This window comes from Luteimonas cucumeris, assembly GCF_007830035.1.
In the GTDB taxonomy this organism is placed as follows: Bacteria; Pseudomonadota; Gammaproteobacteria; order Xanthomonadales; family Xanthomonadaceae; genus Luteimonas_C; species Luteimonas_C cucumeris.
The window spans coordinates 522,693-544,793 of record NZ_VLKN01000003.1 but is presented as its reverse complement, the minus strand read 5'-3'; the positions used below and the strand labels follow the sequence as shown (position 1 = coordinate 544,793).

Genomic DNA, 22,101 nt, shown 5'->3' with positions numbered 1-22,101 from the left:
GCATGGCGACACCTCATGAAGGGTCAGGCGGTCGGGGAATGGGCGGCGATCCAGCGCTCGAGCGCGGTATCGCCATGGCGTCGGGCCCGCTCGTAACCGAACAGGCCGGCTTCATGGAGCATGGCCAGCGGTATTGCGTACAGCTCGAACGCGTACTGGTCGGTATCGCCATCGCGCAGATGGCCGGCGTCGATCGCAAGCTGCGCAGCGCGCTGCAGTTCGGCGCGCCAGCGGCGCTCGTTCTGCAGGACACGATCGCGGATCGGGCCAGGACGATCGTCGTATTCGCTGACCGAGCCCACCAGCACGCAGCCGCCGGTGGCCGTGCGCCCCCATTCGAACCAGTTGCGCATGATCGCGCGCAGGCGCGGCAGCCCGCGCGGCTGTGATAGCGCGCCGATCAGCACAGCCTGGCCGAACCGGAGCGCTGCCGATTCGAGCACGGCCAGTTGCAGGTCCTCGCGCGAGCCGAAATGGGCGAACACGCCGCTCTTGGACATCCCCACCGCCTGTGCCAGCGGGCCGATCGACAGGCCTTCCAGCCCCGTCTGCCGGGCTATGTCATAGGCCTGGTCGATGATGGCTTCGCGAGTGGCAGCGCCTTTTTGGGTGGCGGTGAGAATGCTCATGTGCCGAACAATAGCACGACCGTTCGTTTTTTATCTGACTGTTCGTCGGTTGCCCCGGCTGGTCTCAGGAATCATCGAGATCGATGAACTACTTCACAGGGGGTCAAGTGGCCTGCGCCTGTACGACACGCAGGCACGAACCGGGTGGCTAACGTCAGTCGCGATAGCGCCTCAACAAATCCCCGTAGGCATCGATCCGGCGATCGCGCAGGAACGGCCAGATCCGGCGCACATGTTCGCTACGACCGAGATCGACCTCGCAGGTCAGTATCTGCGGATCGCCCTGGGCTTCGGCGAGGAATTCCCCTTGCGGCCCGAGCACATGGCTGGAGCCCCAGAAATCGATGCCGGCTGCATCCAGCGGCGATGGTTCATGGCCTACGCGGTTGCAGCTGAGCACCGGCAGGCCATTGGCAACGGCGTGGCCGCGGTGGCTGAGGATCCACGCGTTGCGCTGGCGATCTTTTTCGGCCTGCTCGTCGCCGGGATCCCAACCGATAGCAGTCGGATAAAGCAGCAACTCTGCGCCGGCCAGCGCCATCAGGCGCGCGGCTTCCGGATACCACTGGTCCCAGCACACCAGCACCCCGAGGCGGCCGACGCTGGTATTGATCGGTTCGAAACCCAGGTCGCCGGGCGTGAAATAGAACTTCTCGTAGAAGCCCGGGTCGTCCGGGATGTGCATCTTGCGGTATCGGCCGGCCGTGCTGCCGTCGGCATCGAACACCACGGCGGTGTTGTGATACAGCCCGGTCGCGCGCTTCTCGAACAGCGAACTGACCAGCACCACGCCGTGCTGCCTGGCGAGCTTCGACAAACGTTCCGTACTGGGACCGGGGATAGTCTCCGCACGATCGAATTCATCCACCGACTCGTGCTGGCAGAAGTACGCGCCGTTGTGCAGTTCCTGCAGCAGTACCAGTTTCGCACCCTGCCTGGCCGCCTCGCCGACGCGCGTTTCGATGATGGCAAGATTCGCCTCGGCTTCGCCGTGGTTCTTTTCCTGGATCAATGCGACGGGGAGCGTGGTCTTCTTCATCTGCGGATTGCCGTTGCAGGCTCGGGAGTGGGACGAGGACCATGCGATGATCTTTCGAGCATGGAAGTGGTTAAGTTCCGCAGGCCGGTATCAAGGGGTGATCGCCGGCCGCGATACGCAAGTGTAAACGAGGGGTTGTATGCCTGCGAAGAATGCCACCGCGAACGCCGCGCTCGCGCTCATATTGATGCTGGCGCAGTTTCCGGCGCTGGCGGATGGATTCCTGAAGAGGGACGGCCGCCACATCGTCGACGAGTCAGGAGACAGGATCATCCTGCGCGGCATGGGGCTGGGTGGCTTCATGCTGCAGGAAGGCTACATGCTGGAACTGCCGGAATTCGGTACGCAGCAAATCATCCGATCGGAGATCGAAAAGCTGATCGGACCTGAGAAGACGCGCGAGTTCCATGCCGCATGGCTGGACAACCACACCACCAAGGCCGACATCGATGCGATGAAGGCCTGGGGGTTCAATTCGGTGCGACTGCCGATGCACTTCGGCCTCTACACTCTGCCGGTCGATCAGGAGCCGGTCGCCGGCGAACACACCTGGCTGGAGGACGGTTTCCGCCGCACCGACGCACTGTTGGCCTGGGCCAAGGCCAACGATATGTATCTGATCCTCGACCTGCATGCCGCCCCGGGCGGACAGGGCAACGACATCAACATCTCGGATCGCGATCCGAAGAAGCCGTCCTTCTGGGACGACCCGGCCAACCAGGACAAGGCCATCGCGCTGTGGGTGAAGCTGGCCCAGCGTTACAAGGACGAGCCGAACATCGGCGGCTACGACCTGATCAACGAGCCCAACTGGGGCTTCGCCGACAAGGCCGACAAGAATGGTTGCGCCGAAAAAGCCAACTCGCCGCTGCGCGAATTCCTGAAGCGTGCGACCCATGCCATCCGCGCGGTCGACAAGCGCCATATCGTCATCATCGAAGGCAACTGTTGGGGCAACAACTACGCCGGCGTCTTCGACCAGGGCGTGTGGGATGACAACCTGGTGATCAGTTTCCACCGTTACTGGAACTACACCACGCCTGAAACCATGGTCGACATGCTGGCTCTTCGCGACAAGTACGACCTTCCATTGTGGCTGGGCGAAACGGGTGAGAACTCCAACGACTGGTTCGCACGCACCGTGGCCCTGGTCGAGGCCGAAGGCATCGGCTGGGCATGGTGGCCGCTGAAGAAGATCCGCTACAACAATCCGCTGCAGATCGTGCCCAACGAAGGCTACCGGAAACTGCTGGATTACTGGAGTGGCAAGGGCAAGCGCCCGAGCCGGGAACAAGCGGAGGCGGCACTGATGCGGTTGGCGAGCCACGATGTGCGCTTCCAGAACAACGTGCAGCATCCCGATGTCGTCGACGCGTTGTTCCGTGCGGCCCACACCGACCAGACCGTGCCGTTCAAGCCGCACCGGATCGGCGCGGACGGTGGCCAGATCCGTGCCGCCGATTTCGACATGGGCAGGAACCGGCACGCGTACTACAGCCTGAAGCCGGCCAACTACCACGTCTCGGCAGGCGGCGAACGGGTGACGTGGAACACGGGTTTGCGCTACCGCAATGACGGCATCGACATCGGCACCGATCCGGATGGCGGCGCATTCGTCGCCGGAATGCAGGCCGGCGAATGGCTGAAATATACCTTCTCTGTGGAACGCGCCGGCCGCTACACGCTGCTGACGGATGCCGGCAACGACGGCCTGTCAGTCCGGATCAATGGTGCCGCGGTGGACCCTGCAGGTTTCGATCTGCATGCAGGCACCAATACGTTGGTGGTGAAGGCCGCGAAGGAGGGGGTCGATCTGCGCAGCTTACGCTTCGCGCCGTTGGGGCCTTCGCGTTAAGGAATGAAGAAACGTCATTCCAGCGAAGCGGAATCCGAGTCTTCGATAGTCGATTTGGAAAGCCCGACTCCAGCTCGCCTGGTGTGTTCCGACACCTTTTAGTGTGGCCTTCGTGCCGCCTTCCAACGAATGCGGCTTACGCCAAGGCGCCTTCCGGCAACTGCATCGTGATGCAATGCAGGCTGCCGTTCTGCCATATCAGCGGGCGGCAGGGCACCGGCACGATCTCGCGGTCCGGGAAGGCCTGTGCCAGCACCGAGGCCGCGGCCGCGTCGGCATCGTCGCCATAGGCCGGCATCAGCACCGCGCCATTGATGATGAGGAAATTGGCGTAACTGGCGGCCAGGCGACGGCCTTCGTCGATGACGGGCCTGGCCCAGGGCAGGGGAAACAGCCGATAGGGCTGGCCGTCGGGCGTGCGCAGCGCCGCGATCTCGTCTGCCATCGCCTTCAGTTCGGCGTAATGCGAATCGGTCGGATCGTCGCAGGCCTGGAACACGATGGCGTCCGGCGCCGCGAAGCGGGCGAGGGTATCGACATGCGCATCGGTATCGTCGCCCTCCAGGTAGCCATGGTCGAGCCACAGCACGCGCTGCTGGACCAGCCACTGCGAAAGTTTCGAGGTCAGTTCCTCGCGCGACGCGTTCGGGTGGCGTTCGTGCAGGCACTGCCAGGTGGTCAGCAGGGTGCCGGCGCCGTCGGTGTCGATCGCACCGCCTTCCAGTGCGAAGTCGATCGTGTGCGTGCGGGCATCGCGAAAGACATGCCGTGCATGCAGGGCTTCGATCAGCTTGTCGTCGCGGCTCGCCTCGAACTTGCCGCCCCAGCCGGTGAACCGGAAATCGAGCAACTGGAAACCACGTTGCGCCCGCAGGGCGATCGGGCCGGAATCGCGCAGCCAGGTGTCGTCGTAGGGCACGTCGACGAAAGTCACGCGGGCCATGTCGACGCGCGCCGAGGACAGGCGCGCTCGCGCATAGGCCTGCACGTCATCGTCGGCCACGCAGATCACCACGCGCTGGAAGCGCGCTATGGCAGCGACCAGGGCGATATAGGTTTCCTCGACCTCGCCCAGGCGCCGCGCCCAATCGGTACCTTCGTGGGGCCAGGCGATCAGGATCGCGGACTGGGGCTCCCATTCCGCTGGAAAACGCAACTGCGAAGTCATTCGGACAAACTCTGGCTTGGCGGCTTTTACTAATTGAATCCCCGCACATTGATGTGCGGCTCTTGCGCGGAAGACGCGCCTTACCTGATCGGCGGCTTGGGCCCGATCTCGTTCGGCGCTGCCTGGTTGGCGACGGCGTCGATCACCTTGTTCTTCTCGAAGTACACGGTGAACGCCGGATAGGTCCAGCGGTTGATGGTGGGCCACTGGCGCTTCTGGCCGCCACGCGGATCAAGCTTTTCACCAGGTGCACCGTACTGCGCCTCGACCTGCGCCATGCTCATGCCGCGCGCGGGGAGGGCGGCGCTTTCATGCTGGGCGCGCTGGATCAGCAAGGTCTCGGCCGAAGCGGTGCCGGTGGCAGCGAGCAGCACGGCAGCCAGCAAGCGGATGGGGTGGTTATGACGGTTCATGGCGCGGCTCCTTGGCTGGAAGGCGGATTGTAAGCAGAAGCCGCACGCGCATTGCCGCGACGCAGGCACCAGAAACGACGAAGGCCGCATTGCTGCGGCCCCGGTCACGTTTTGCAGCGACGCGCCTCTTGGGCGCGGCGGGTCAGCATTGGCGCCTTGAGCGCCAGCTTTTTTCAGCGCTGACGCGCCTTGAAACGTGGATTGGTTTTGCAGATCACGAAGACCTTGCCGCGGCGGCGAACCACCTTGCAGTCGCGGTGACGGGCCTTCGCCGACTTCAGGGAGGACAGGACCTTCATGACACACCTCGGCGGAAAAGTCCGACATTGTGCCGGCTTTTTTTAATCTGTTCAAGCGGTTGCATGTGATACCGCTACAATGACCCGATCCCCAGGGAGGCGAACGATGGGCAAGCAGGTTCCGGTATTGACCATCGACGGCCCTTCCGGCTCCGGCAAGGGCACCATCAGCCGCCTGGTAGCAGTGCGACTGGGCTGGCATTACTTGGATTCCGGCGCATTGTACCGCGCGGTCGGGCTGGCCGCCGCCTGGTCCGAAGTCGACCTGAGCGATGCCGAAGCCGTCGCCGCCTGCGCCCGCCGAACCGAAATCGAGTTCCGGACCGGCGAGGGCGGAGCCGAGCCGCACGTGATCGTCAACGGCAAGGACGCGACCCACCAGCTGCGCATGGAAACCGCTGGCGCGGCCGCCTCGGCCATCGCCGCCCACCCTCCGGTCCGCGACGCCCTGCTCGACCTGCAGCGCTCCTTCCGCCGGTCGCCGGGCCTGGTCGCCGACGGTCGCGACATGGGGACCGTGATCTTCCCGGACGCCGCCTACAAGGTGTTCCTGACCGCCAGTGCCCGGGAAAGAGCCGAAAGGCGCCATAAGCAGTTGAAAGACAAAGGGGTTTCCGTTACCTTGGACGGTCTGCTGCGCGAGATTCTCGCCCGCGATGCCCGCGACGCGGAGCGTGCGGTGGCACCGTTGCGACCGGCCGAAGACGCCGTTCACATCGATACCACCGGCCTCTCCATCGAAACGGTGGTCGCACGGGTACTGGCATTGGTGAACCCGTAGTCGCGTTTTTTGCGCCTACGCCCGTTTCCTTCCCCTTCAAGGGGAAGGCAAGGATGGAGATGGGTTCCCTTGTCGGTGGAACTTGCACAGCAGAGGGTCCCGCCGGAATCCTCCGTCGGGTTTTTCAATCACAACACTTGCGGCCACACGCATCCCGCGCAGGCCGATAACCGATGGATCAGGGCCGCATGCGCGCCACGATCCATGTGTTCAACCTGAGTAATCAGAAATGACAGAATCATTTGCCGAACTGTTCGAACAAAGCCAGACCCATCTGGCCAAGCTGAAGCCGGGCTCCATCGTCGTCGGCACCGTGGTCGAGGTGCGCAGCGACGTGGTGGTGATCAACGCCGGCCTGAAGTCCGAAGGCATCGTGCCGATCGAACAGTTCCGGAACGACGCCGGCGAGATCGACGTGGGCGTGGGCGACCAGGTCAAGGTCGCGCTGGACTCCATCGAGAACGGCTTCGGCGAGACCGTGCTGTCGCGCGAGAAGGCCAAGCGCGCCATGGTGTGGGACGAGCTGGAAGAAGCGCTCACCAACAACGAAACCATCACCGGCCGCATCAGCGGCAAGGTCAAGGGTGGTTTCACCGTCGACATCAAGGACGTCCGCGCGTTCCTGCCCGGCTCGCTGGTCGATGTGCGCCCCGTGCGCGACCCGGTGTACCTCGAAGGCAAGGAACTCGAGTTCAAGCTCATCAAGCTCGATCGCAAGCGTAACAACGTGGTCGTGTCGCGCCGCGCGGTGGTCGAGAGCGAGCATTCGGAAGAGCGCGAGCAACTGCTCGAGAAGCTGCAGGAAGGCGCCGTGCTCAAGGGCGTGGTCAAGAACCTCACCGATTACGGCGCGTTCGTCGACCTCGGTGGCATCGACGGCCTGCTGCACATCACCGACATGGCCTGGAAGCGCGTGCGCCATCCGTCCGAAGTCGTGGAAGTCGGCCAGGAGCTGGACGTCCGCGTGCTCAAGTACGACCGCGAGCGCAACCGCGTCAGCCTCGGCCTGAAGCAGCTGGGCGAGGATCCGTGGGACAATATTGCGCGTCGCTACCCGGCCAACACCCGCGTGTTCGGCAAGGTCTCCAACGTCACCGATTACGGCGCGTTCGTCGAGATCGAGCCGGGCGTCGAAGGCCTGGTGCACGTGTCCGAGATGGACTGGACCAACAAGAACGTCAACCCGTCCAAGATCGTGCAGGTCGGCGACGAAGTGCAGGTGATGGTGCTGGACGTCGATGAAGAGCGTCGCCGCATCTCGCTGGGCATGAAGCAGGTCTCCTCCAATCCGTGGGAAACCTTCGCCGCGATCCACAAGAAGAACGACAAGGTGTCCGGCCAGATCAAGTCGATCACCGACTTCGGCATCTTCATCGGCCTGGACGGTGGCATCGACGGCCTGATCCACCTGTCGGACATCAGCTGGAACTCGACCGGCGAGGACATCGCCCGCAACTTCAAGAAGGGCGACACGCTTGAAGCCGTGGTGCTGGCGGTCGATCCGGAGCGCGAGCGCATCAGCCTGGGCGTCAAGCAGCTGGAGCAGGATCCGTTCGGCCAGTACATGGCAGGCAACCAGAAGGGCTCGGTGGTCAAGGGTACGGTCAAGGAAGTCGACGCCAAGGGGGCGACGATCGAGCTGGCCGACGGCGTCGAAGGTTATGTCGCCGCGCGCGACATCGCCAAGGAACGCGTCGACGACGCCACCCAGCACCTCAAGGTGGGCCAGGAAATCGAGGCGAAGTTCATCGGCATGGATCGCAAGGGCCGCACCATGCAGCTCTCGATCAAGGCCAAGGACGAAGCCGAGATGCACGACACGCTGGCCGAGTACAACCGCGCGGCGGCGGATGCCTCCAGCGGCACGACCAAGCTTGGTGCGTTGCTGCGCGAGCAGCTCGGCAACAAGGCCGATTCCGAGTAAGGCCATCGAATGGGCGGTCCGGCAGTTGCCGGACCGCCCATGGCCCTGAGCCCTCCGGCCTCCATGACCAAGTCCGAACTGATCGAGATCCTCACCCTGCGCCAGGCGCACCTGAAGGCCGACGATGTCGATCTCGCGGTGAAGTCGTTGCTGGAGATGATGGGCGGTGCCCTGTCGGAAGGCGGACGCATCGAGATTCGTGGATTCGGCAGTTTTTCCCTGCATTACCGGCCGCCACGTACCGGCCGCAATCCCAAGACCGGCGACGCAGTGGCGTTGCCCGGCAAGCACGTCCCCCATTTCAAGCCCGGCAAGGAACTGCGCGAACGCGTCAGCAGCGTCGAGCCGCAGGCCGGCGAGGACTGATCGCTGTTCCCGCGCGGATCTACGACCGCGTCTTTTTTGTCCATGGCGTCGCCCCTCCGTTAAGCTAGCCCCTGTCTCCGGAGTCGAGTGAACATGCGCCTGATCCGCCTGCTTGTCGCCATCGCCTGCCTCGTGGCCGGCATCGCCGTGGGCGCGCTCAATCCGCAGTCGGTTTCGCTGGACCTTGGCTTCAGTACGTTGCACGGCAGCCTGGGCGTGACGGTGCTGCTGGCATTGCTGGTGGGCGTCATCCTTGGCGGACTCATCCTGACCGTGAGCACGATGCTGCCATTGCGGCAACGCCTGCGTCGCGCCGGCCAGAACAAGCCCGTGGTCACCCAACTCCCCGATGAAGGCCGCTGATCGATGATGGCCTTCGTCAATGAATGGTTCTGGTTCTTCCTGTTGCTGCCTGTCGCGGCGCTGACTGGCTGGATCATCGGCCGTCGCGGCGGCGAGCGGCACAGCGATACCCAGGTCAGCCGATTGTCGACGACCTACTTCCGCGGCCTGAATTACCTGCTTAACGAGCAGCCCGACAAGGCGATCGAGCTGTTCCTGCACATCGCCGAGCTGGACAAGGACACTTTCGAGACACAGGTCGCGCTGGGGCATCTGTTCCGCCGTCGCGGCGAGGTCGATCGCGCGATCCGCCTGCACCAGGGACTGGTGCAGCGCCCCGATCTCAATGACCAGCAGAAGGTGCAGGCGTTGCTGGCGCTGGGCGAGGACTACATGCGTTCGGGCCTGCTCGATCGCGCCGAGACGGTATTCAGCGACCTGGCCAAGATCGACCAGCGAGCACCGCAGGCGCTCAAGCATCTGATCGACATCTATGAAGCGGAACGCGACTGGGCCAAGGCGATCGAGAACGCAACCCGTTACGAGAACGCAACCGGCGAGCCGATGGGCAAGCTGATCGCGCAGTTCGAGTGCGAACTGGCCGACCGTCATCGCGCCAGTGGTGACATCGATGCCGCACGCCAGGCAATCGCGCGTGCCTATGCCGCCGATTCCAATGCGGTGCGGCCGGGGTTGCTGGAGGGGCGCATCGAGTCCGAGGCTGGGGACGATGCCGCGGCGATCCGTGCCTTCGAACGCGCGGCGCGCCACGATCCCGACTACCTGCCTGAAATCCTGCCGGCGTTGCTGGAATGCTATCGCCGCGTCGGCGACGTGCCGGGTGCGCGCTCGTTCCTGACCGAGATGAGCGAACACTATCGTGGCGTGGCGCCGGTGCTGGCCTTGACGCGACTGGTGGAGTCCGACGAAGGCGTCGCCGCTGCGCGCGCCTATCTCGCTCAGCAACTCAAGGATCGCCCTTCGGTACGTGGCGAGGCGGCCCTGATCGACCTGACCCTGGCCGATGGCGCTGCTCCCGAAGCAACGTTGCACGACCTCAAACACATCACCGACCAGTTGCTGGTACGCAACCCCAGCTACCGCTGCAACCGCTGCGGATTCGGCGCGCGCTCCCACCACTGGCAATGTCCCAGCTGCAAGGAGTGGGGCACGATCAAGCCGCTGTTGAACTACGCGGTGGTCTGATGCCGGTGGCCGCATGGCTGGGACTGCATTTCGTCATCGGCCTGCTTGGCACGTTCGCGGCCCGACGCTACGCGTTGCGGATCGAACTGCTCGACCAGCCGGGTGAGCGTCGCAGTCACCAGACGGCGACACCGCGAGGCGGAGGCATCGCGATCGTGCTCGCGTTGCTGGTCGCTCTCGCCTGGCTGATCGCGCACGACCGGCAACAAACGGTTCTGCTGGCCTGCATCGCTGCCGGGATTATGCTGGTCGCCGTGGTCGGTGGCATCGACGATCATCGGCCGTTGTCGCCATGGTTGCGACTGGCGGTGCATGCATTGGCATCGCTGTTGCTGGCTTATGGCTTCTTTGCGGCGCACGGCGACATCTGGCTGGCGCTGGCCGCATTCCTGCTGTCGGTCGGACTGACCAACGTCTGGAATTTCATGGACGGCATCGATGGCCTGGCTGCCAGCCAGGCGGCGCTGTTGGCCGCGGCGGCCTCGTTGTTCCTTGGAGGCTCGATGCAGGCACTGGCACTGGCGCTGTGCGCAGCCTGTAGCGGCTTCCTGCCGTTCAATTTTCCGCGCGCACGCATCTTTCTTGGTGATGTTGGCAGTGGCGCCCTCGGCTTCGCAGTGGCGGCGCTGTGTGTCGGTATTGCGGGCACCGGCACTCCCGGCTGGCCACTGCTGCTGCTGCCTTTGTCGACGTTCCTCGTAGACGCTGCGTTGACACTGGGGGAGAGGATGCTGCGCGGTGAGCGTTGGTGGACCCCGCATGTCACGCACACCTACCAGATCTGGGCCAGAACCCGAGGACGGCATTCGCCGGTCACGCTCGCCTACGCGGCCTGGACAGTGTCAGCGATCGCATTATGGTGGCTGTTCCGTAACCGCGGACCTGCATTCATTACAATGATGCTGTTGGCTTGGTATACCTTTTCGCTTTTCATCTGGCGCGGCTTGCGCTCAAGGCAGGGACCGGTGGTCGTTGACGACAAGAATCCAGGAAGTCCGGAATGATGGCCTGGCGTGATCGTCTCGGCGCCGGATTGCCCAGGCTTGCGATCGTCGCACACGATCTGGTCATGGTCTGGTTTTGCTGGGTCGGGCTGCACGTGCTGCGCTACAGCTTTGCCGCCAATCCGCCACAGCTGTCGCTGTGGTCCACAGAAATAGCGATCGTGCTGGCGGCACAAGGCTTGGTGTTCTGGCAGGCCGGCCTGTATCGCGGCCTGTGGCGATTCGCCAGCGTCCCGGATCTGTGGAATATCGTGAAGGCCAGCGTCATCGGACTGGTCGCGATCATGCTGGGCTTGTTCATCTACAACCGGATGGGGCAGGTACCGCGCGCGGTGCTGGTGGCTTACCCGTTCGCGCTGGTTGGCCTGCTCGGGACACCGCGCCTGCTGTACCGCGCCTGGAAAGACAGTAGCAGCGAGCGTAGCGGCCGCGGTTCCGTGCGTACATTGATCCTCGGTGCCGGTGAGGCAGGCGACGCCCTGGTGCGTGATCTGCGTCGATCGGGCGCTTACCAGCCCGTCGGATTCCTGGACGACGCCGCCAAGTTGCGTGGCAGCAAGTTGCATGGCGTCCCGGTGCTGGGTGCGATCGACGATGTAGTCGAGATCGCCAAGGAAACTTCGGCAAAGCTTCTGGTGATCGCGATGCCGGCGATCGATGCCGGCGAGATGCAGCGGGTGGTCGCGGCCTGCGAGCGTACCGGCTTGCCGTTCCGCACCGTGCCGCGGATCGAGGACGTGCTGGTTGGTCGTTCGTTGCCGGGCGAACTCAAGGAAGTCGCGATCGAGGACCTGCTGGGGCGCAAGCCGGTACTGCCGGACTGGAAGGCGATCCGCAGCTGGCTCGGTGGACGCTCGGTACTGGTGACGGGTGCCGGCGGCTCGATCGGTTCCGAGCTCTGTCGCCAATGCGCCCGCCACGGCGCGCAGCGCATCGCGTTGCTGGAAATCGACGAACTTGCGTTGATGACCATGGAAGCCGAGCTGCGGCGCGACTTTCCGAATCTGGAATGCGTGGCCGTCCTTGGCGATTGCGGCGATCCCGCGGTGATCGAGCATGCGTTGGCGCTGGCGGAACCCGATGCCTTGTTCCACGCCGCAGCCTACAAGCAGGTGCCGCTGCTCGAAGCGCAACTGCGCGAAGCGATCCGCAACAACGTATTGGCGACGGAAACGGTAGCTGCGGCTTGCCGCGATGCTGGCGTCGGCACTTTCGTGTTGATCTCCACCGACAAGGCCGTGGATCCCGGCAATGTGCTGGGCGCCAGCAAGCGCCTGGCAGAAATGGTCTGCCAAGCCATGGCCGTGCGGCGCAGCACGCACTACGTCACCGTGCGATTCGGCAACGTGCTGGATTCGGCAGGCAGCGTGGTGCCACTGTTCCGCGAACAGATCCGTGCAGGTGGTCCGGTGACCGTGACCGATGCGGAAGTGACGCGTTACTTCATGACCATTCCCGAGGCTTGCCAGTTGATCCTGCAGGCTGCGGCGATCGGTTCGCATGAAGCGATCTACACGCTTGACATGGGCGAACCGGTGCCGATTCGCTTGCTGGCCGAACAGATGATCCGGCTGGCAGGAAAGCAGCCAGGCAAGGACGTCGCCATCATCTACACCGGATTGCGGCCGGGCGAGAAATTGCATGAAACGCTGTTCCATGCCGACGAGAGATATCGCCAGACCGCGCATCCGAAGATCCTGCAGGCGGAGGCGCGCAGCGTGGTTGCCGAACAGGTGCTGGCCACCCTGCAGAACATGCGCGAGGCCAGTGCGCGGTACGACCAGCAAGCCTTGAGTAGCGCCCTGCGCCAAGCGGTGCCCGAATTCATGCCCGTCGATGAGGCTGCGGAACCGGCGGCGGCGACCATCGTGCGTTTCCCGGCACGCGACATACGGAGGATCTGAACTGGTGCAACGCATTCGCAAGGCGGTATTCCCGGTGGCCGGACACGGCACGCGCTTCCTCCCTGCCACCAAGACCGTGCCCAAGGAGATGCTGCCGATCATCGACCGTCCGCTGATCCAGTATGCGGTCGACGAAGCGATCGAGGCCGGTTGCGACACGCTGATATTCGTCACCAACCGCTACAAGCATGCGGTCGCCGATTATTTCGACAAGGCCTACGAGCTCGAACACAAGCTCGAGAAGGCCGGCAAGTACGAGCAGCTCGACCTGATCCGCAATGTCCTGCCCGCCGGGGTGCGTGCCGTGTTCGTTACCCAGACCGAAGCGCTGGGATTGGGTCATGCGGTGCTGTGCGCCAAACCGATCGTCGGCGACGAGCCGTTCGCGGTCCTGCTGCCGGACGACCTCATCTGGAATCGCGGACCCGGCGCGTTGAGGCAGATGGCGGATGTCGCCGAGACCAACAACGCCAGTGTGATCGCCACCCAGAACGTGCCACGGGACCAGACCGGCAGTTACGGCATCGTCGCTACCGAGAACTTCACGGGGCGCCAGGGCCGCATCAACGCCATGGTCGAAAAGCCCGCCCCCGAAGACGCGCCGAGCACGCTGGCGGTGGTCGGTCGCTACATCCTTTCCGGAAGCATCTTCGACCTGCTGGAAAACACCACGCCCGGCGCCGGTGGCGAGATCCAGCTGACCGATGCGATTTCGACGCTGCTCGCACGCGAACCGGTGCTGGCCTACCGTTTCCAGGGCACGCGCTTCGACTGCGGCACCCACTTGGGCCTGATCGAGGCCACCATCCGCTATGCGCTCGATCACGAGAAGCTGAGCGATGCCGCGCAGCAGTTGATGCAGAACGCCTTGAAGGAACTTGGCGTCATCGAACTGGAGTGATCCGGCGACATGGCCGATCCGATCTCCTGGTCAGATTTCGAGAAAGTACTGATCTGTGCCGGTACCGTGCTGCGCGTCGAGGTTTTTCCGGAGGCGCGCAAGCCGGCCTGGAAATTGTGGGTCGACTTCGGCCCGTTCGGCATCAGGAAGACCAGTGCACAGGTGAAGACGCTTTATTCGGCCGAGGATCTGACCGGTCGGCAGGTCGTGGGCGTGATCAATTTCCCGCCGAAACAGGTGGGGCCTTTCGTATCGGAATTCCTGCTGACCGGGTTTCCGACCGAGGAGGGCGTAGTGCTCACCACCATCGAGCGGCCAGTACCCAATGGAACGCGACTCGCATGATCGTTTTGCGATAGCGGTCGGTCGGGAAGGTCCTCTAAAAAAACGGACGGCGTTCGGCCGTCCGTTCTTTCCAGACTACGACCCGAGGACTCAGAGCGCCTCGAAGATTCCTGCAGCACCCATGCCAGTGCCGATGCACATCGTGACCATGCCGTACTTGAGTTGGCGACGACGCAGGCCGTGCACGATGGTCGCGGTGCGTACCGCACCGGTCGCGCCCAGCGGGTGGCCAAGTGCGATCGCACCGCCGAGCGGATTGACCTTGGACGGATCGAGGCCGCTGTCGCGGATCACCGCCAGCGCCTGCGCGGCGAAGGCTTCGTTGAGTTCGATCCAGTCGAGCTGGTTCTTGGTCAGCCCGGCCTGTTTCAGTGCTTTGGGGATCGCGGCGATCGGGCCGATGCCCATCACTTCCGGACGCACGCCGGCGACCGAGAACGATACGAAACGCGCGAGCGGCGTCAGGCCGTAGTCCTTGATCGCCTGTTCCGAAGCCAGCAGCACGCCGGCCGCGCCGTCGCTCATCTGCGACGAGTTGCCGGCGGTAACGGTGCCGCCGAACTGGCCATTGCGGAAAACGGGTCGCAGCTTCGCCAGGCCTTCGGCAGAACTGTCCGGACGCGGACCTTCGTCGTTTTCGACCAGTTGCTTGCGGAGCCGGACGACATTGCCGGCGGGGTCCGGCACGTGCGAGACGACTTCGTACGGAGTGATCTCGTTCCTGAACTCGCCGGCCTGGATCGCCGTGATCGCTTTCTGATGCGAGGCGAGGGCGAACGCATCCTGGTCCTCGCGCGAAACCTTCCACTCCTCGGCGACCTTCTCGGCGGTGATGCCCATGCCGTAGGCGATGGCGACGTGATCATCGCGGAAAACGCTAGGGCTCAACGCAACCTTGTTGCCCATCATCGGCACCATCGACATAGATTCGGTGCCACCTGCAAGCACGAGATCGGCATTGCCTAGTCGAATCTGATCGGCGGCCAGCGCCACCGCCTGCAGACCCGACGAACAGAAACGGTTGATGGTCTGCGCCGCGACGGTATCCGGCAAGCCGGCCAACAGCACGCCGATGCGTGCCACGTTCATGCCTTGCTCGCCCTCGGGCATGGCGCAGCCGATGATCGCATCGTCGATGCGGCCCAGGTCGATGCCCGGCGCCTGCGCAACCACGGCCTTCAGTACGTGCGCCAGCATGTCGTCAGGGCGGGTGTTGCGGAATACGCCCTTGGGCGCCTTTCCGACCGGGGTACGGGTGGCGGCGACGATGTAGGCGTCCTGGATTTGCTTGCTCATGGGTAGATCCTTGTGAAAGTAGTGAGCGGTGAACGGTGAGTGGTGAGCGGAAGTGACGGTCGTTTCCGCCGCTCACCGCTCACTGCCTGGCCGCTCACTAGTTCCTCAACGGCTTGCCGGTCTTCAACATGTGCGCGATGCGCTCCTGCGTCTTCGGCTGCTGCGCCAACTCGACGAAGTGCTGGCGCTCCAGTTTGAGCAGCCATTCCTCGTCGACCAGCGCGCCGCGATCGATCTCGCCGCCGCACAGCACGGTGGCGATGCGCGTGGCGATCTCGTAGTCGTATTCGCTGATAAAACGGCCTTCGAGCATGTTGACCAGCATCATCTTGAAGGTGGCAATGCCGACATCGCCGGCCACGGCAATCCGGCGCGCAGGCAGTGGCGGGCGGTAGCCGCTCTCGGCCAGCGCCAAGGCCTGCTTTTTGGCGACGTAGAGCAACTCATAAGCGTTGAACACCACCTTGTCGGTGTCGCGCAGCAGGCCCAGTTCCTGCGCTTCGACCGCGGACGTGGACACCTTGGCCATCGCCACGGTCTCGAAATAGCGCTTGAGCTCGGCGAACACGTCACCGCCGGGACCTGCGGCCTGCGACGCGCGCACCGCGATTTCCTTCAGGCCACCGCCGGCCGGCAGGAGGCCGACGCCAGCCTCGACCAGGCCGATATAGCTTTCCAGTCCGGCGACGGTCCGGGCGCTGTGCATCTGGAACTCGCAACCGCCGCCGAGGGCCAAGCCGCGCACCGCTGCAACGACCGGCACGAGCGAATACTTGATGCGCTGGCTCGTCGCCTGGAAATTGGCGACCATCGCCTCGAAGCCCTGCACGCCGCCGGCCTGCAACAGGCCGAGCGCACCGGCGAGGTCGGCGCCAGCGGAGAAAGGTTCCTTCTGCTGCCAGATCACCAGGCCCTTGAAGTCTTTTTCGGCACGCGAAACGGCTTCCTGCACACCGTTCAGTACGTGATCGGAAACGGTATTCATCTTGGTCTTGAACGAGACCACCGCAATGCCGTCGTCGTCGGTCCACATACGTACGCCGTCGTTCTCGAACACGGTGTCGCCCTGCGGGAACGCTTCGCCCAGCAGCGCATCCGGGAAGCGCTGGCGCTGGTAGACGGGCAGGGCCGAACGCGGCAGCTTGGCGTTCCTGGCTGGACTGTAGCTGCCTTCGGCCGCGTGAACGCCATCGCGTCCATCGAACACCCAGTCCGGCAGCGGCGCGCCGCTCATCGCCTTGCCGGCGACGATGTCGTCGGCGATCCATTGCGCCACCTGCTTCCAGCCGGCGGCCTGCCAGGTCTCGAACGGACCCAGCGACCAGCCGTAGCCCCAGCGGATGGCGAGGTCGACGTCGCGCGCGGTCTCGGCGATGTCGGCCAGGTGATAGGCGCTGTAATGGAACAGGTCGCGGAACACCGCCCACAGGAACTGCGCCTGCGGATGCCGGCTTTCGCGCAGCTTCGCGAACTTCTCGGCCGGGTTCCTGTTCCTGAGGATCTCGACTACCTCTGGCGCCGCGGTACCGGTGGCGACCTTGTAGTCCTGCGCCTTCAGGTCCAGCACCTGGATGTCCTTGCCGACCTTGCGAAAGATGCCGGCGCCGGTCTTCTGGCCCAGTGCGCCCTTTGCGATCAGCGCCTCAAGCCATTTCGGCGACTGGAAGTACTTGTGCCAGGGATCCTCGGGCAGGGTGTCGGCCATTGTCTTGATGACGTGCGCCATCGTGTCCAGCCCGACCACGTCGGAAGTGCGGTAGGTCGCCGACTTCGGCCGTCCGATCAACGGGCCGGTGATCGCGTCGACCTCGTCGAAACCAAGCTTGAACTCGCCGGTGTGGTGGGCCGTGGCCAGGATCGAGAACACGCCGATGCGGTTGCCGATGAAGTTCGGTGTGTCCTTGGCGTAGACCACGCCCTTGCCGAGCGTAGTGGTGAGGAAGGTTTCCAGGCCGGCCAGCACCGCCTTGTCGGTGGTCCGGGCCGGGATCAGTTCGGCCAGGTGCATATAGCGTGGCGGGTTGAAGAAATGCACGCCGCAGAAGCGGTGACGCAACTGCTCCGGCAATACTTCCGCGAGCTTGTTGATGCCGAGGCCGGAAGTGTTGCTGGCCAGCACGGCGTGGTCGGCCACAAATGGCGCGATCTTCTGATACAGGTCCTGCTTCCAGTCCATCCGTTCGGCGATGGCCTCGATGATCAGGTCGCAGCCGCGCAACTGCTCCAGGCCGCCGCCGTCATCGCTGGTGCCGTAGTTGGCCGGCACGATGGCTTCCGCCAATGCCTTGCTGGCGAGCGGGGCAGGGCTGAGCTTGCCGAGGTTGGCGATCGCCTTCAGCACGATGCCGTTCGGCGCGCCTTCTTTCGCCGGCAGGTCGAACAGCACCGTGTCGACGCCGGCGTTGGTCAGGTGTGCGGCGATCTGCGCACCCATGACGCCGGCGCCTAGGACCGCGGCACGACGCACAAGTAATTTCTCAGACATCGTTTCCATCCATTTGATTGAAAAGGATTAACAAGGCAGACAGAACGTCAGCTGCGCAGTCCCGCCGCGGCAAACCGCACCAGTTCGCGCGCCGCGCGCTGGCAGTGGGCCTGGTCGTTGCCGCCTCCCATGCGCTTGTTGTGGCCGAAATCGGCCATGGCGTAGGTCAGGGCACCGGCGATGAAGTCCAGCCGCCAGGCGAGCGTGTCGCGGGGCAGCTCGGGCAGGCATGCGGCCACCGCCTTGGAGAATTCGCGCATCACATGGCCATAGTGTTCGGAGACGAACTGGCGCAGGCGCTCATCCTTCTCGGCATAGGCGCGTGCCAGCACGCGGACGAACGCCGAGCCGCCCTGACGATCCAGGCTCAACGCCAGCGCGGGTTCGATGAAGGCGGCGAGAACAGCCTGCAGATCGCCCGGCGACTGTTCCCTGGCTGTCCTCAACGCACCCAGGCGCTGGTCGGACAGTTCGTCCAGGCGGCGCCGGAAGACCTCATTGATCAGGTTTTCCTTGCTGCCGAAATGGTAGTTGACCGCTGCGATGTTGACGTCCGCGCGGCTGGTCACTTCACGCAGCGATGTGCCGGCGAAGCCCTGCTGGGCGAACAACGACTCGGCTGCGCCGAGGATGCGGTCCTTGGTATTGAAATGGGTGCCGGCCATCGTTGTGATCCTTGCTTAAAATGGACAATTCAAACAATTGATTGAACGATGCCCGATCCTGAGTCGCCGGTCAATAGGGGGCGAAACCAGGTCGGTGGCCGGTATACGCACAGTGACGCATCCGTTAAAATTCCCTTCGAAAGTGTGTCTAACCCCGCGTCCACACGCGGATTTTCGTGATAACCTCGGGTTTGTTCAGCTGCAAGGGGCGGCTGACGGCCCACGCACCTGGAGTTCATCCAAATGGCGCTGGAGCGCACCCTGTCAATCGTCAAGCCCGATGCCGTCGCCAAGAACGTCGTCGGCGAGATCTATTCGCGTTTCGAAAAATCCGGCCTGAAGATCGCGGCCGCAAAGATGAAGCATCTCTCGCGCAAGGAGGCCGAAGGCTTCTATGCGGTGCATCGCGAGCGCCCGTTCTTCAACGCGCTGGTTGAATTCATGTCATCCGGCCCGGTGATGATCCAGGTGCTGGAGGGCGAGAATGCCGTGCTCAAGAATCGCGAGCTGATGGGTGCGACCAATCCGAAGGATGCGGCGCCAGGCACGATCCGCGCCGACTTCGCCGATTCGATCGACGCCAACGCCGTGCACGGTTCCGATGCTGCCGAAACCGCCGCGGTCGAGATCGCGTATTTCTTCCCGTCCACCGACGTGTACGCGCGCTGATCTGAAGTGAACGACGCGATCGCCAAGCAGAACCTGCTCGACCTCGATCGCGAGGGCCTGGAGCGCTTCTTCGCCGACACCCTCGGCGAAAAGCGCTTCCGTGCCCACCAGATAATGAAATGGATCCATCATCGGCACGTCACCGACTTCAACGAAATGACGGACCTGGGCAAGGCGTTGCGCGCCAAGCTCGAAGCGCATGCCGAAGTGCGCGTGCCGCAGATCCAGTTCGAGAAGCCTTCCACCGATGGCACCCACAAGTGGCTGCTCGGCATGGATGGCAAGAATGCGATCGAAGCGGTATTCATCCCCGACAAGGGCCGCGGCACGCTGTGCGTGTCTTCGCAGGTGGGCTGCGCGCTGAATTGCCAGTTCTGTTCGACCGCCACGCAGGGTTTCAACCGCAACCTGTCGACCGCTGAGATCATCGGCCAGGTCTGGGTCGCAGCCAAGCATCTCGGGAACGTGCCGCATCGCCAGCGCAAGCTCACCAACGTGGTGATGATGGGCATGGGCGAGCCGCTGATGAACTTCGACAACGTCGTGCGCGCGATGAGCATCATGCGCGATGACCTGGGCTACGGCCTTGCCAACAAGCGGGTGACGCTGTCGACCGCGGGCATGGTGCCGATGATCGACAAGCTTGCCGAACTGAGCGACGTGTCGCTGGCGGTATCGCTGCACGCACCCAACGACGAGCTGCGCAGCGAACTGGTGCCGCTCAACAAGAAATACCCGATCGCCGAGCTGATGGCTGCCTGCGAGCGCTATGCGCGACGCAAGCCGCGCGAGTCGATCACCTTCGAATACACGCTGATGAAGGGCGTCAATGACCAGCCCGTGCACGCACGGCAGCTGGCCAGGCTGATGCGCCAGTTCGACAACGCGATGCAGATGAAGGACGCGGCCAAGGTCAACCTGATTCCGTTCAATCCCTTCCCGGGCACGCGTTTCGAGCGTTCCGCGGAGGCGGACATCCGCGCCTTCCAGAAATCGCTGCTCGATGCGCACGTGCTGACCATGGTGCGGCGCACCCGCGGCGACGACATCGATGCCGCCTGCGGCCAGTTGAAGGGGCAGGTGGTCGATCGCACGCGGCGTCAGGCCGAATTCCGCAAGCAGCTGGCTGCGCAGACCGGGCAGGGCGATGGGGCGGTCGATGCGGCTGCGTGATGCCGGCCTGACCCTGATCCTGATGGCGACGGTGTTGCCGGCGTGCAGTCGCCTGACTTTCATCAAACCGGACTACAGCAAGGGCGACTACGAACCGGTCTCAGAGCCGGTAGCCGTGCGCGACAACGCCCAGGTCAAGCAGCGGCTCGCCGCCCAGGACCGGATCGCACTGGCGTCCAGCCGCCTGCAAAACGGCGATCTGGACGTCGCCGAGCGCGAAGCCAAGGCCGCGCTGCAGCAGGATCCGAAGTCGGCGCACGCCAACACAATTCTGGCGGCAGTCGCCGGCCAGCGTGGCCAGACCACGCAGGCAGGCGCCTATTACCGGCAGGCGGCGGAACTGGCGCCTGCCAGTGGGCCGGAACTCAACAATTACGGCGCGTGGCTGTGCGCCAACGGCCAGGCCGCGGCCGCGTTGCCCTGGTTCGAACGCGCCATCGCCGACCCGAGCTACGACCGCAAGGCGTCCGCGCTGGCCAACGCCGGCGCGTGCGCGCACCAGGCGGGGCAACCGGAGCGTGCCGAGCGCGACCTGCGCCAGGCATTGCAGCTCGATCCGGACAACACTGTTGCGCTTGGTGCCATGGCCGAGCTGGCTTACGCCCGCGGCGATTATTTCGAAGCCCGCGCATTCTCCGAACGCCGTCTGGCGGCTTCACCGGCGAATGCGGCGTCGCTGCAACTTGCGTCACAAATCGAAAACAAACTCGGCGACAGGGCAGCCGCCGATCGTTACGTTCGGCGGCTGAGGCAGGAGTTCCCCAAAGCCGGCGCCGCGGACGCCGTGGAAACCCGACGACCATGACCACTTCTGAACAACATCAGCTCGCTGCTTCGGCCGGTTGCGGCCTGCGTTTACGCAATGCCCGCGAAAAAGCGGGGCTGCGATTGGAAGATGTCGCGGCGCGCCTGAAAATGCCGGTGCGCGTCGTGCAGGCACTGGAAAACGACGACTGGGATCGCGCCGGCGCCGCGGTGTTCGTACGCGGACAGCTGCGCAGTTACGCCAAGCTGCTGGGCATCAACATCGACGATGCGATCGAGATGGCAGGCGTGCGGCGAATCGAGCCATCGGAAATCGTCAGCCACGTGCATACCCCGCCGCTGCAGCGCCTGTTCGAACAGACCGCGCGTCGCCTGGTGTACGTGGTGATGACCGCGGTGATCGTCGTGCCGGTATGGATGATGGCGACGCGCGGCCCGCTCGGCACGCCGAGCCAGGACAACACGGCGCGCCTCGATGCGCCAGTCACGCCGCAGGCCGCGCCCGCTTCGACCCGGTCGCCTGCGCCCGTGACCGTTCGCGAACGCGCGCCGATGGTGGCCTCGCTGACGCCGCCACTGCCGGCGCAGCCGCCCGCTTCGGCGCTGAAGCTGCGTCTGAATGGCGACAGCTGGATGGAAATCGAAGCGCCGGATGGCCGCGTCATCGAAAAGGGCCTGCTGCCCGCTGGTACCGAGCGCAGCTACGCCCGCGGCGAAGTCGCGCGTCTGGTGATCGGCAATGCCTCCGCCGTGGAAGTGCAGCAGGCAGGGCAGGTCGTCGACACCGGACCCTTCCGCCGCGCCAATGTCGCGCGCTTTACGGTATCCTCTGACGGCTCCATTGCGCCCGAATGAGTTCGTGGCACGGCCTG

General features: G+C 64.2%; 22 protein-coding genes. 14 read left to right on the top strand and 8 right to left on the bottom strand.

Features of this window, described 5'->3' with window-relative positions; all coding sequences use genetic code 11:
- Positions 1–23: 23 nt before the first annotated feature.
- Together IP90_RS08560 and IP90_RS08555 are read right to left on the bottom strand one after the other, a co-directional pair.
- The gene (locus tag IP90_RS08560) at positions 24–629 is read right to left on the bottom strand and encodes a TetR/AcrR family transcriptional regulator (RefSeq protein ID WP_144899179.1); all 606 of its coding nucleotides are present in this window, start codon (positions 627–629) and stop codon (positions 24–26) included.
- A 154-nt stretch (positions 630–783) separates the two neighbouring features.
- Positions 784–1,668: a carbon-nitrogen hydrolase gene (locus IP90_RS08555; RefSeq protein ID WP_144899178.1), complete on the bottom strand. Its 885-nt coding sequence runs from the start codon at positions 1,666–1,668 to the stop codon at positions 784–786.
- Positions 1,669–1,807: 139 nt separating this feature from the next.
- Here IP90_RS08555 and IP90_RS08550 point away from each other — a divergent pair, with 139 nt between their 5' ends.
- Positions 1,808–3,523: a cellulase family glycosylhydrolase gene (locus tag IP90_RS08550; RefSeq protein ID WP_144899177.1), complete on the top strand. Its 1,716-nt coding sequence runs from the start codon at positions 1,808–1,810 to the stop codon at positions 3,521–3,523.
- A gap of 136 nt (positions 3,524–3,659) precedes the next feature.
- Here IP90_RS08550 and IP90_RS08545 read toward each other — a convergent pair whose 3' ends face one another.
- From IP90_RS08545 to ykgO, 3 genes are all read right to left on the bottom strand, one after another.
- Positions 3,660–4,691, bottom strand: a complete 1,032-nt coding sequence (locus IP90_RS08545) for an agmatine deiminase family protein (RefSeq protein ID WP_144899176.1) — start codon at positions 4,689–4,691, stop codon at positions 3,660–3,662.
- Positions 4,692–4,771: 80 nt separating this feature from the next.
- Complete coding sequence (locus tag IP90_RS08540) at positions 4,772–5,104, bottom strand: hypothetical protein (RefSeq protein WP_144899175.1); 333 nt, start codon at positions 5,102–5,104, stop codon at positions 4,772–4,774.
- A 173-nt stretch (positions 5,105–5,277) separates the two neighbouring features.
- Positions 5,278–5,403, bottom strand: a complete 126-nt coding sequence (gene ykgO / locus IP90_RS08535) for a type B 50S ribosomal protein L36 (RefSeq protein WP_144899174.1) — start codon at positions 5,401–5,403, stop codon at positions 5,278–5,280.
- Positions 5,404–5,509: 106 nt separating this feature from the next.
- Here ykgO and cmk point away from each other — a divergent pair, with 106 nt between their 5' ends.
- From cmk to IP90_RS08490, 9 genes are all read left to right on the top strand, one after another.
- Entirely contained in the window at positions 5,510–6,184 is a 675-nt protein-coding gene (gene cmk / locus IP90_RS08530) for a (d)CMP kinase (protein ID WP_144899173.1), read from the top strand.
- Between the two features lie 229 nt (positions 6,185–6,413).
- Positions 6,414–8,108: a 30S ribosomal protein S1 gene (gene rpsA, locus IP90_RS08525; protein ID WP_144899172.1), complete on the top strand. Its 1,695-nt coding sequence runs from the start codon at positions 6,414–6,416 to the stop codon at positions 8,106–8,108.
- 63 nt (positions 8,109–8,171) lie between these two features.
- Positions 8,172–8,474, top strand: coding sequence for an integration host factor subunit beta (locus IP90_RS08520; protein WP_144899171.1), 303 nt, complete (start codon positions 8,172–8,174; stop codon positions 8,472–8,474).
- Between the two features lie 93 nt (positions 8,475–8,567).
- Positions 8,568–8,837: a LapA family protein gene (locus IP90_RS08515; RefSeq protein WP_144899170.1), complete on the top strand. Its 270-nt coding sequence runs from the start codon at positions 8,568–8,570 to the stop codon at positions 8,835–8,837.
- Positions 8,838–8,843: 6 nt separating this feature from the next.
- Positions 8,844–10,022, top strand: coding sequence for a lipopolysaccharide assembly protein LapB (gene lapB, locus IP90_RS08510; protein WP_144899169.1), 1,179 nt, complete (start codon positions 8,844–8,846; stop codon positions 10,020–10,022).
- Between the two features lie 74 nt (positions 10,023–10,096).
- Complete coding sequence (locus IP90_RS08505) at positions 10,097–11,026, top strand: MraY family glycosyltransferase (protein ID WP_158635306.1); 930 nt, start codon at positions 10,097–10,099, stop codon at positions 11,024–11,026.
- Complete coding sequence (locus IP90_RS08500) at positions 11,023–12,930, top strand: polysaccharide biosynthesis protein (protein ID WP_144899167.1); 1,908 nt, start codon at positions 11,023–11,025, stop codon at positions 12,928–12,930. Before IP90_RS08505 ends, IP90_RS08500 begins: the two co-directional genes overlap by 4 nt.
- A gap of 1 nt (position 12,931) precedes the next feature.
- On the top strand, positions 12,932–13,831 hold the full coding sequence (galU, locus tag IP90_RS08495) for a UTP--glucose-1-phosphate uridylyltransferase GalU (RefSeq protein WP_144899261.1): 900 nt from the start codon (positions 12,932–12,934) through the stop codon (positions 13,829–13,831).
- Between the two features lie 9 nt (positions 13,832–13,840).
- A complete protein-coding gene (locus tag IP90_RS08490; protein ID WP_144899166.1) occupies positions 13,841–14,176 on the top strand; it encodes a tRNA-binding protein in 336 nt (111 codons plus the stop codon).
- Between the two features lie 90 nt (positions 14,177–14,266).
- Here the strand turns inward: IP90_RS08490 and IP90_RS08485 are convergent, their stop codons facing one another.
- The 3 genes from IP90_RS08485 to IP90_RS08475 form a co-directional block, all read right to left on the bottom strand.
- The gene (locus tag IP90_RS08485) at positions 14,267–15,472 is read right to left on the bottom strand and encodes an acetyl-CoA C-acyltransferase (protein ID WP_144899165.1); all 1,206 of its coding nucleotides are present in this window, start codon (positions 15,470–15,472) and stop codon (positions 14,267–14,269) included.
- Positions 15,473–15,569: 97 nt separating this feature from the next.
- Positions 15,570–17,957: a 3-hydroxyacyl-CoA dehydrogenase/enoyl-CoA hydratase family protein gene (locus IP90_RS08480; protein ID WP_144899164.1), complete on the bottom strand. Its 2,388-nt coding sequence runs from the start codon at positions 17,955–17,957 to the stop codon at positions 15,570–15,572.
- Between the two features lie 47 nt (positions 17,958–18,004).
- Positions 18,005–18,622, bottom strand: a complete 618-nt coding sequence (locus IP90_RS08475) for a TetR/AcrR family transcriptional regulator (protein ID WP_144899163.1) — start codon at positions 18,620–18,622, stop codon at positions 18,005–18,007.
- A gap of 243 nt (positions 18,623–18,865) precedes the next feature.
- On the opposite strand from IP90_RS08475, the gene ndk reads away from it, so the two are divergent.
- Genes ndk through IP90_RS08455 form a run of 4 tightly spaced genes read left to right on the top strand, consistent with a single transcriptional unit; the run spans position 18,866 to position 22,084 of the window.
- Positions 18,866–19,291, top strand: a complete 426-nt coding sequence (ndk, locus tag IP90_RS08470) for a nucleoside-diphosphate kinase (protein WP_144899162.1) — start codon at positions 18,866–18,868, stop codon at positions 19,289–19,291.
- Positions 19,292–19,309: 18 nt separating this feature from the next.
- The gene (gene rlmN / locus IP90_RS08465) at positions 19,310–20,464 is read left to right on the top strand and encodes a dual-specificity RNA methyltransferase RlmN (protein WP_144899260.1); all 1,155 of its coding nucleotides are present in this window, start codon (positions 19,310–19,312) and stop codon (positions 20,462–20,464) included.
- Between the two features lie 22 nt (positions 20,465–20,486).
- A complete protein-coding gene (gene pilW / locus IP90_RS08460; protein ID WP_425477089.1) occupies positions 20,487–21,269 on the top strand; it encodes a type IV pilus biogenesis/stability protein PilW in 783 nt (260 codons plus the stop codon).
- On the top strand, positions 21,266–22,084 hold the full coding sequence (locus IP90_RS08455; RefSeq protein ID WP_144899160.1) for a RodZ domain-containing protein: 819 nt from the start codon (positions 21,266–21,268) through the stop codon (positions 22,082–22,084). Before pilW ends, IP90_RS08455 begins: the two co-directional genes overlap by 4 nt.
- Positions 22,085–22,101 lie beyond the last annotated feature (17 nt).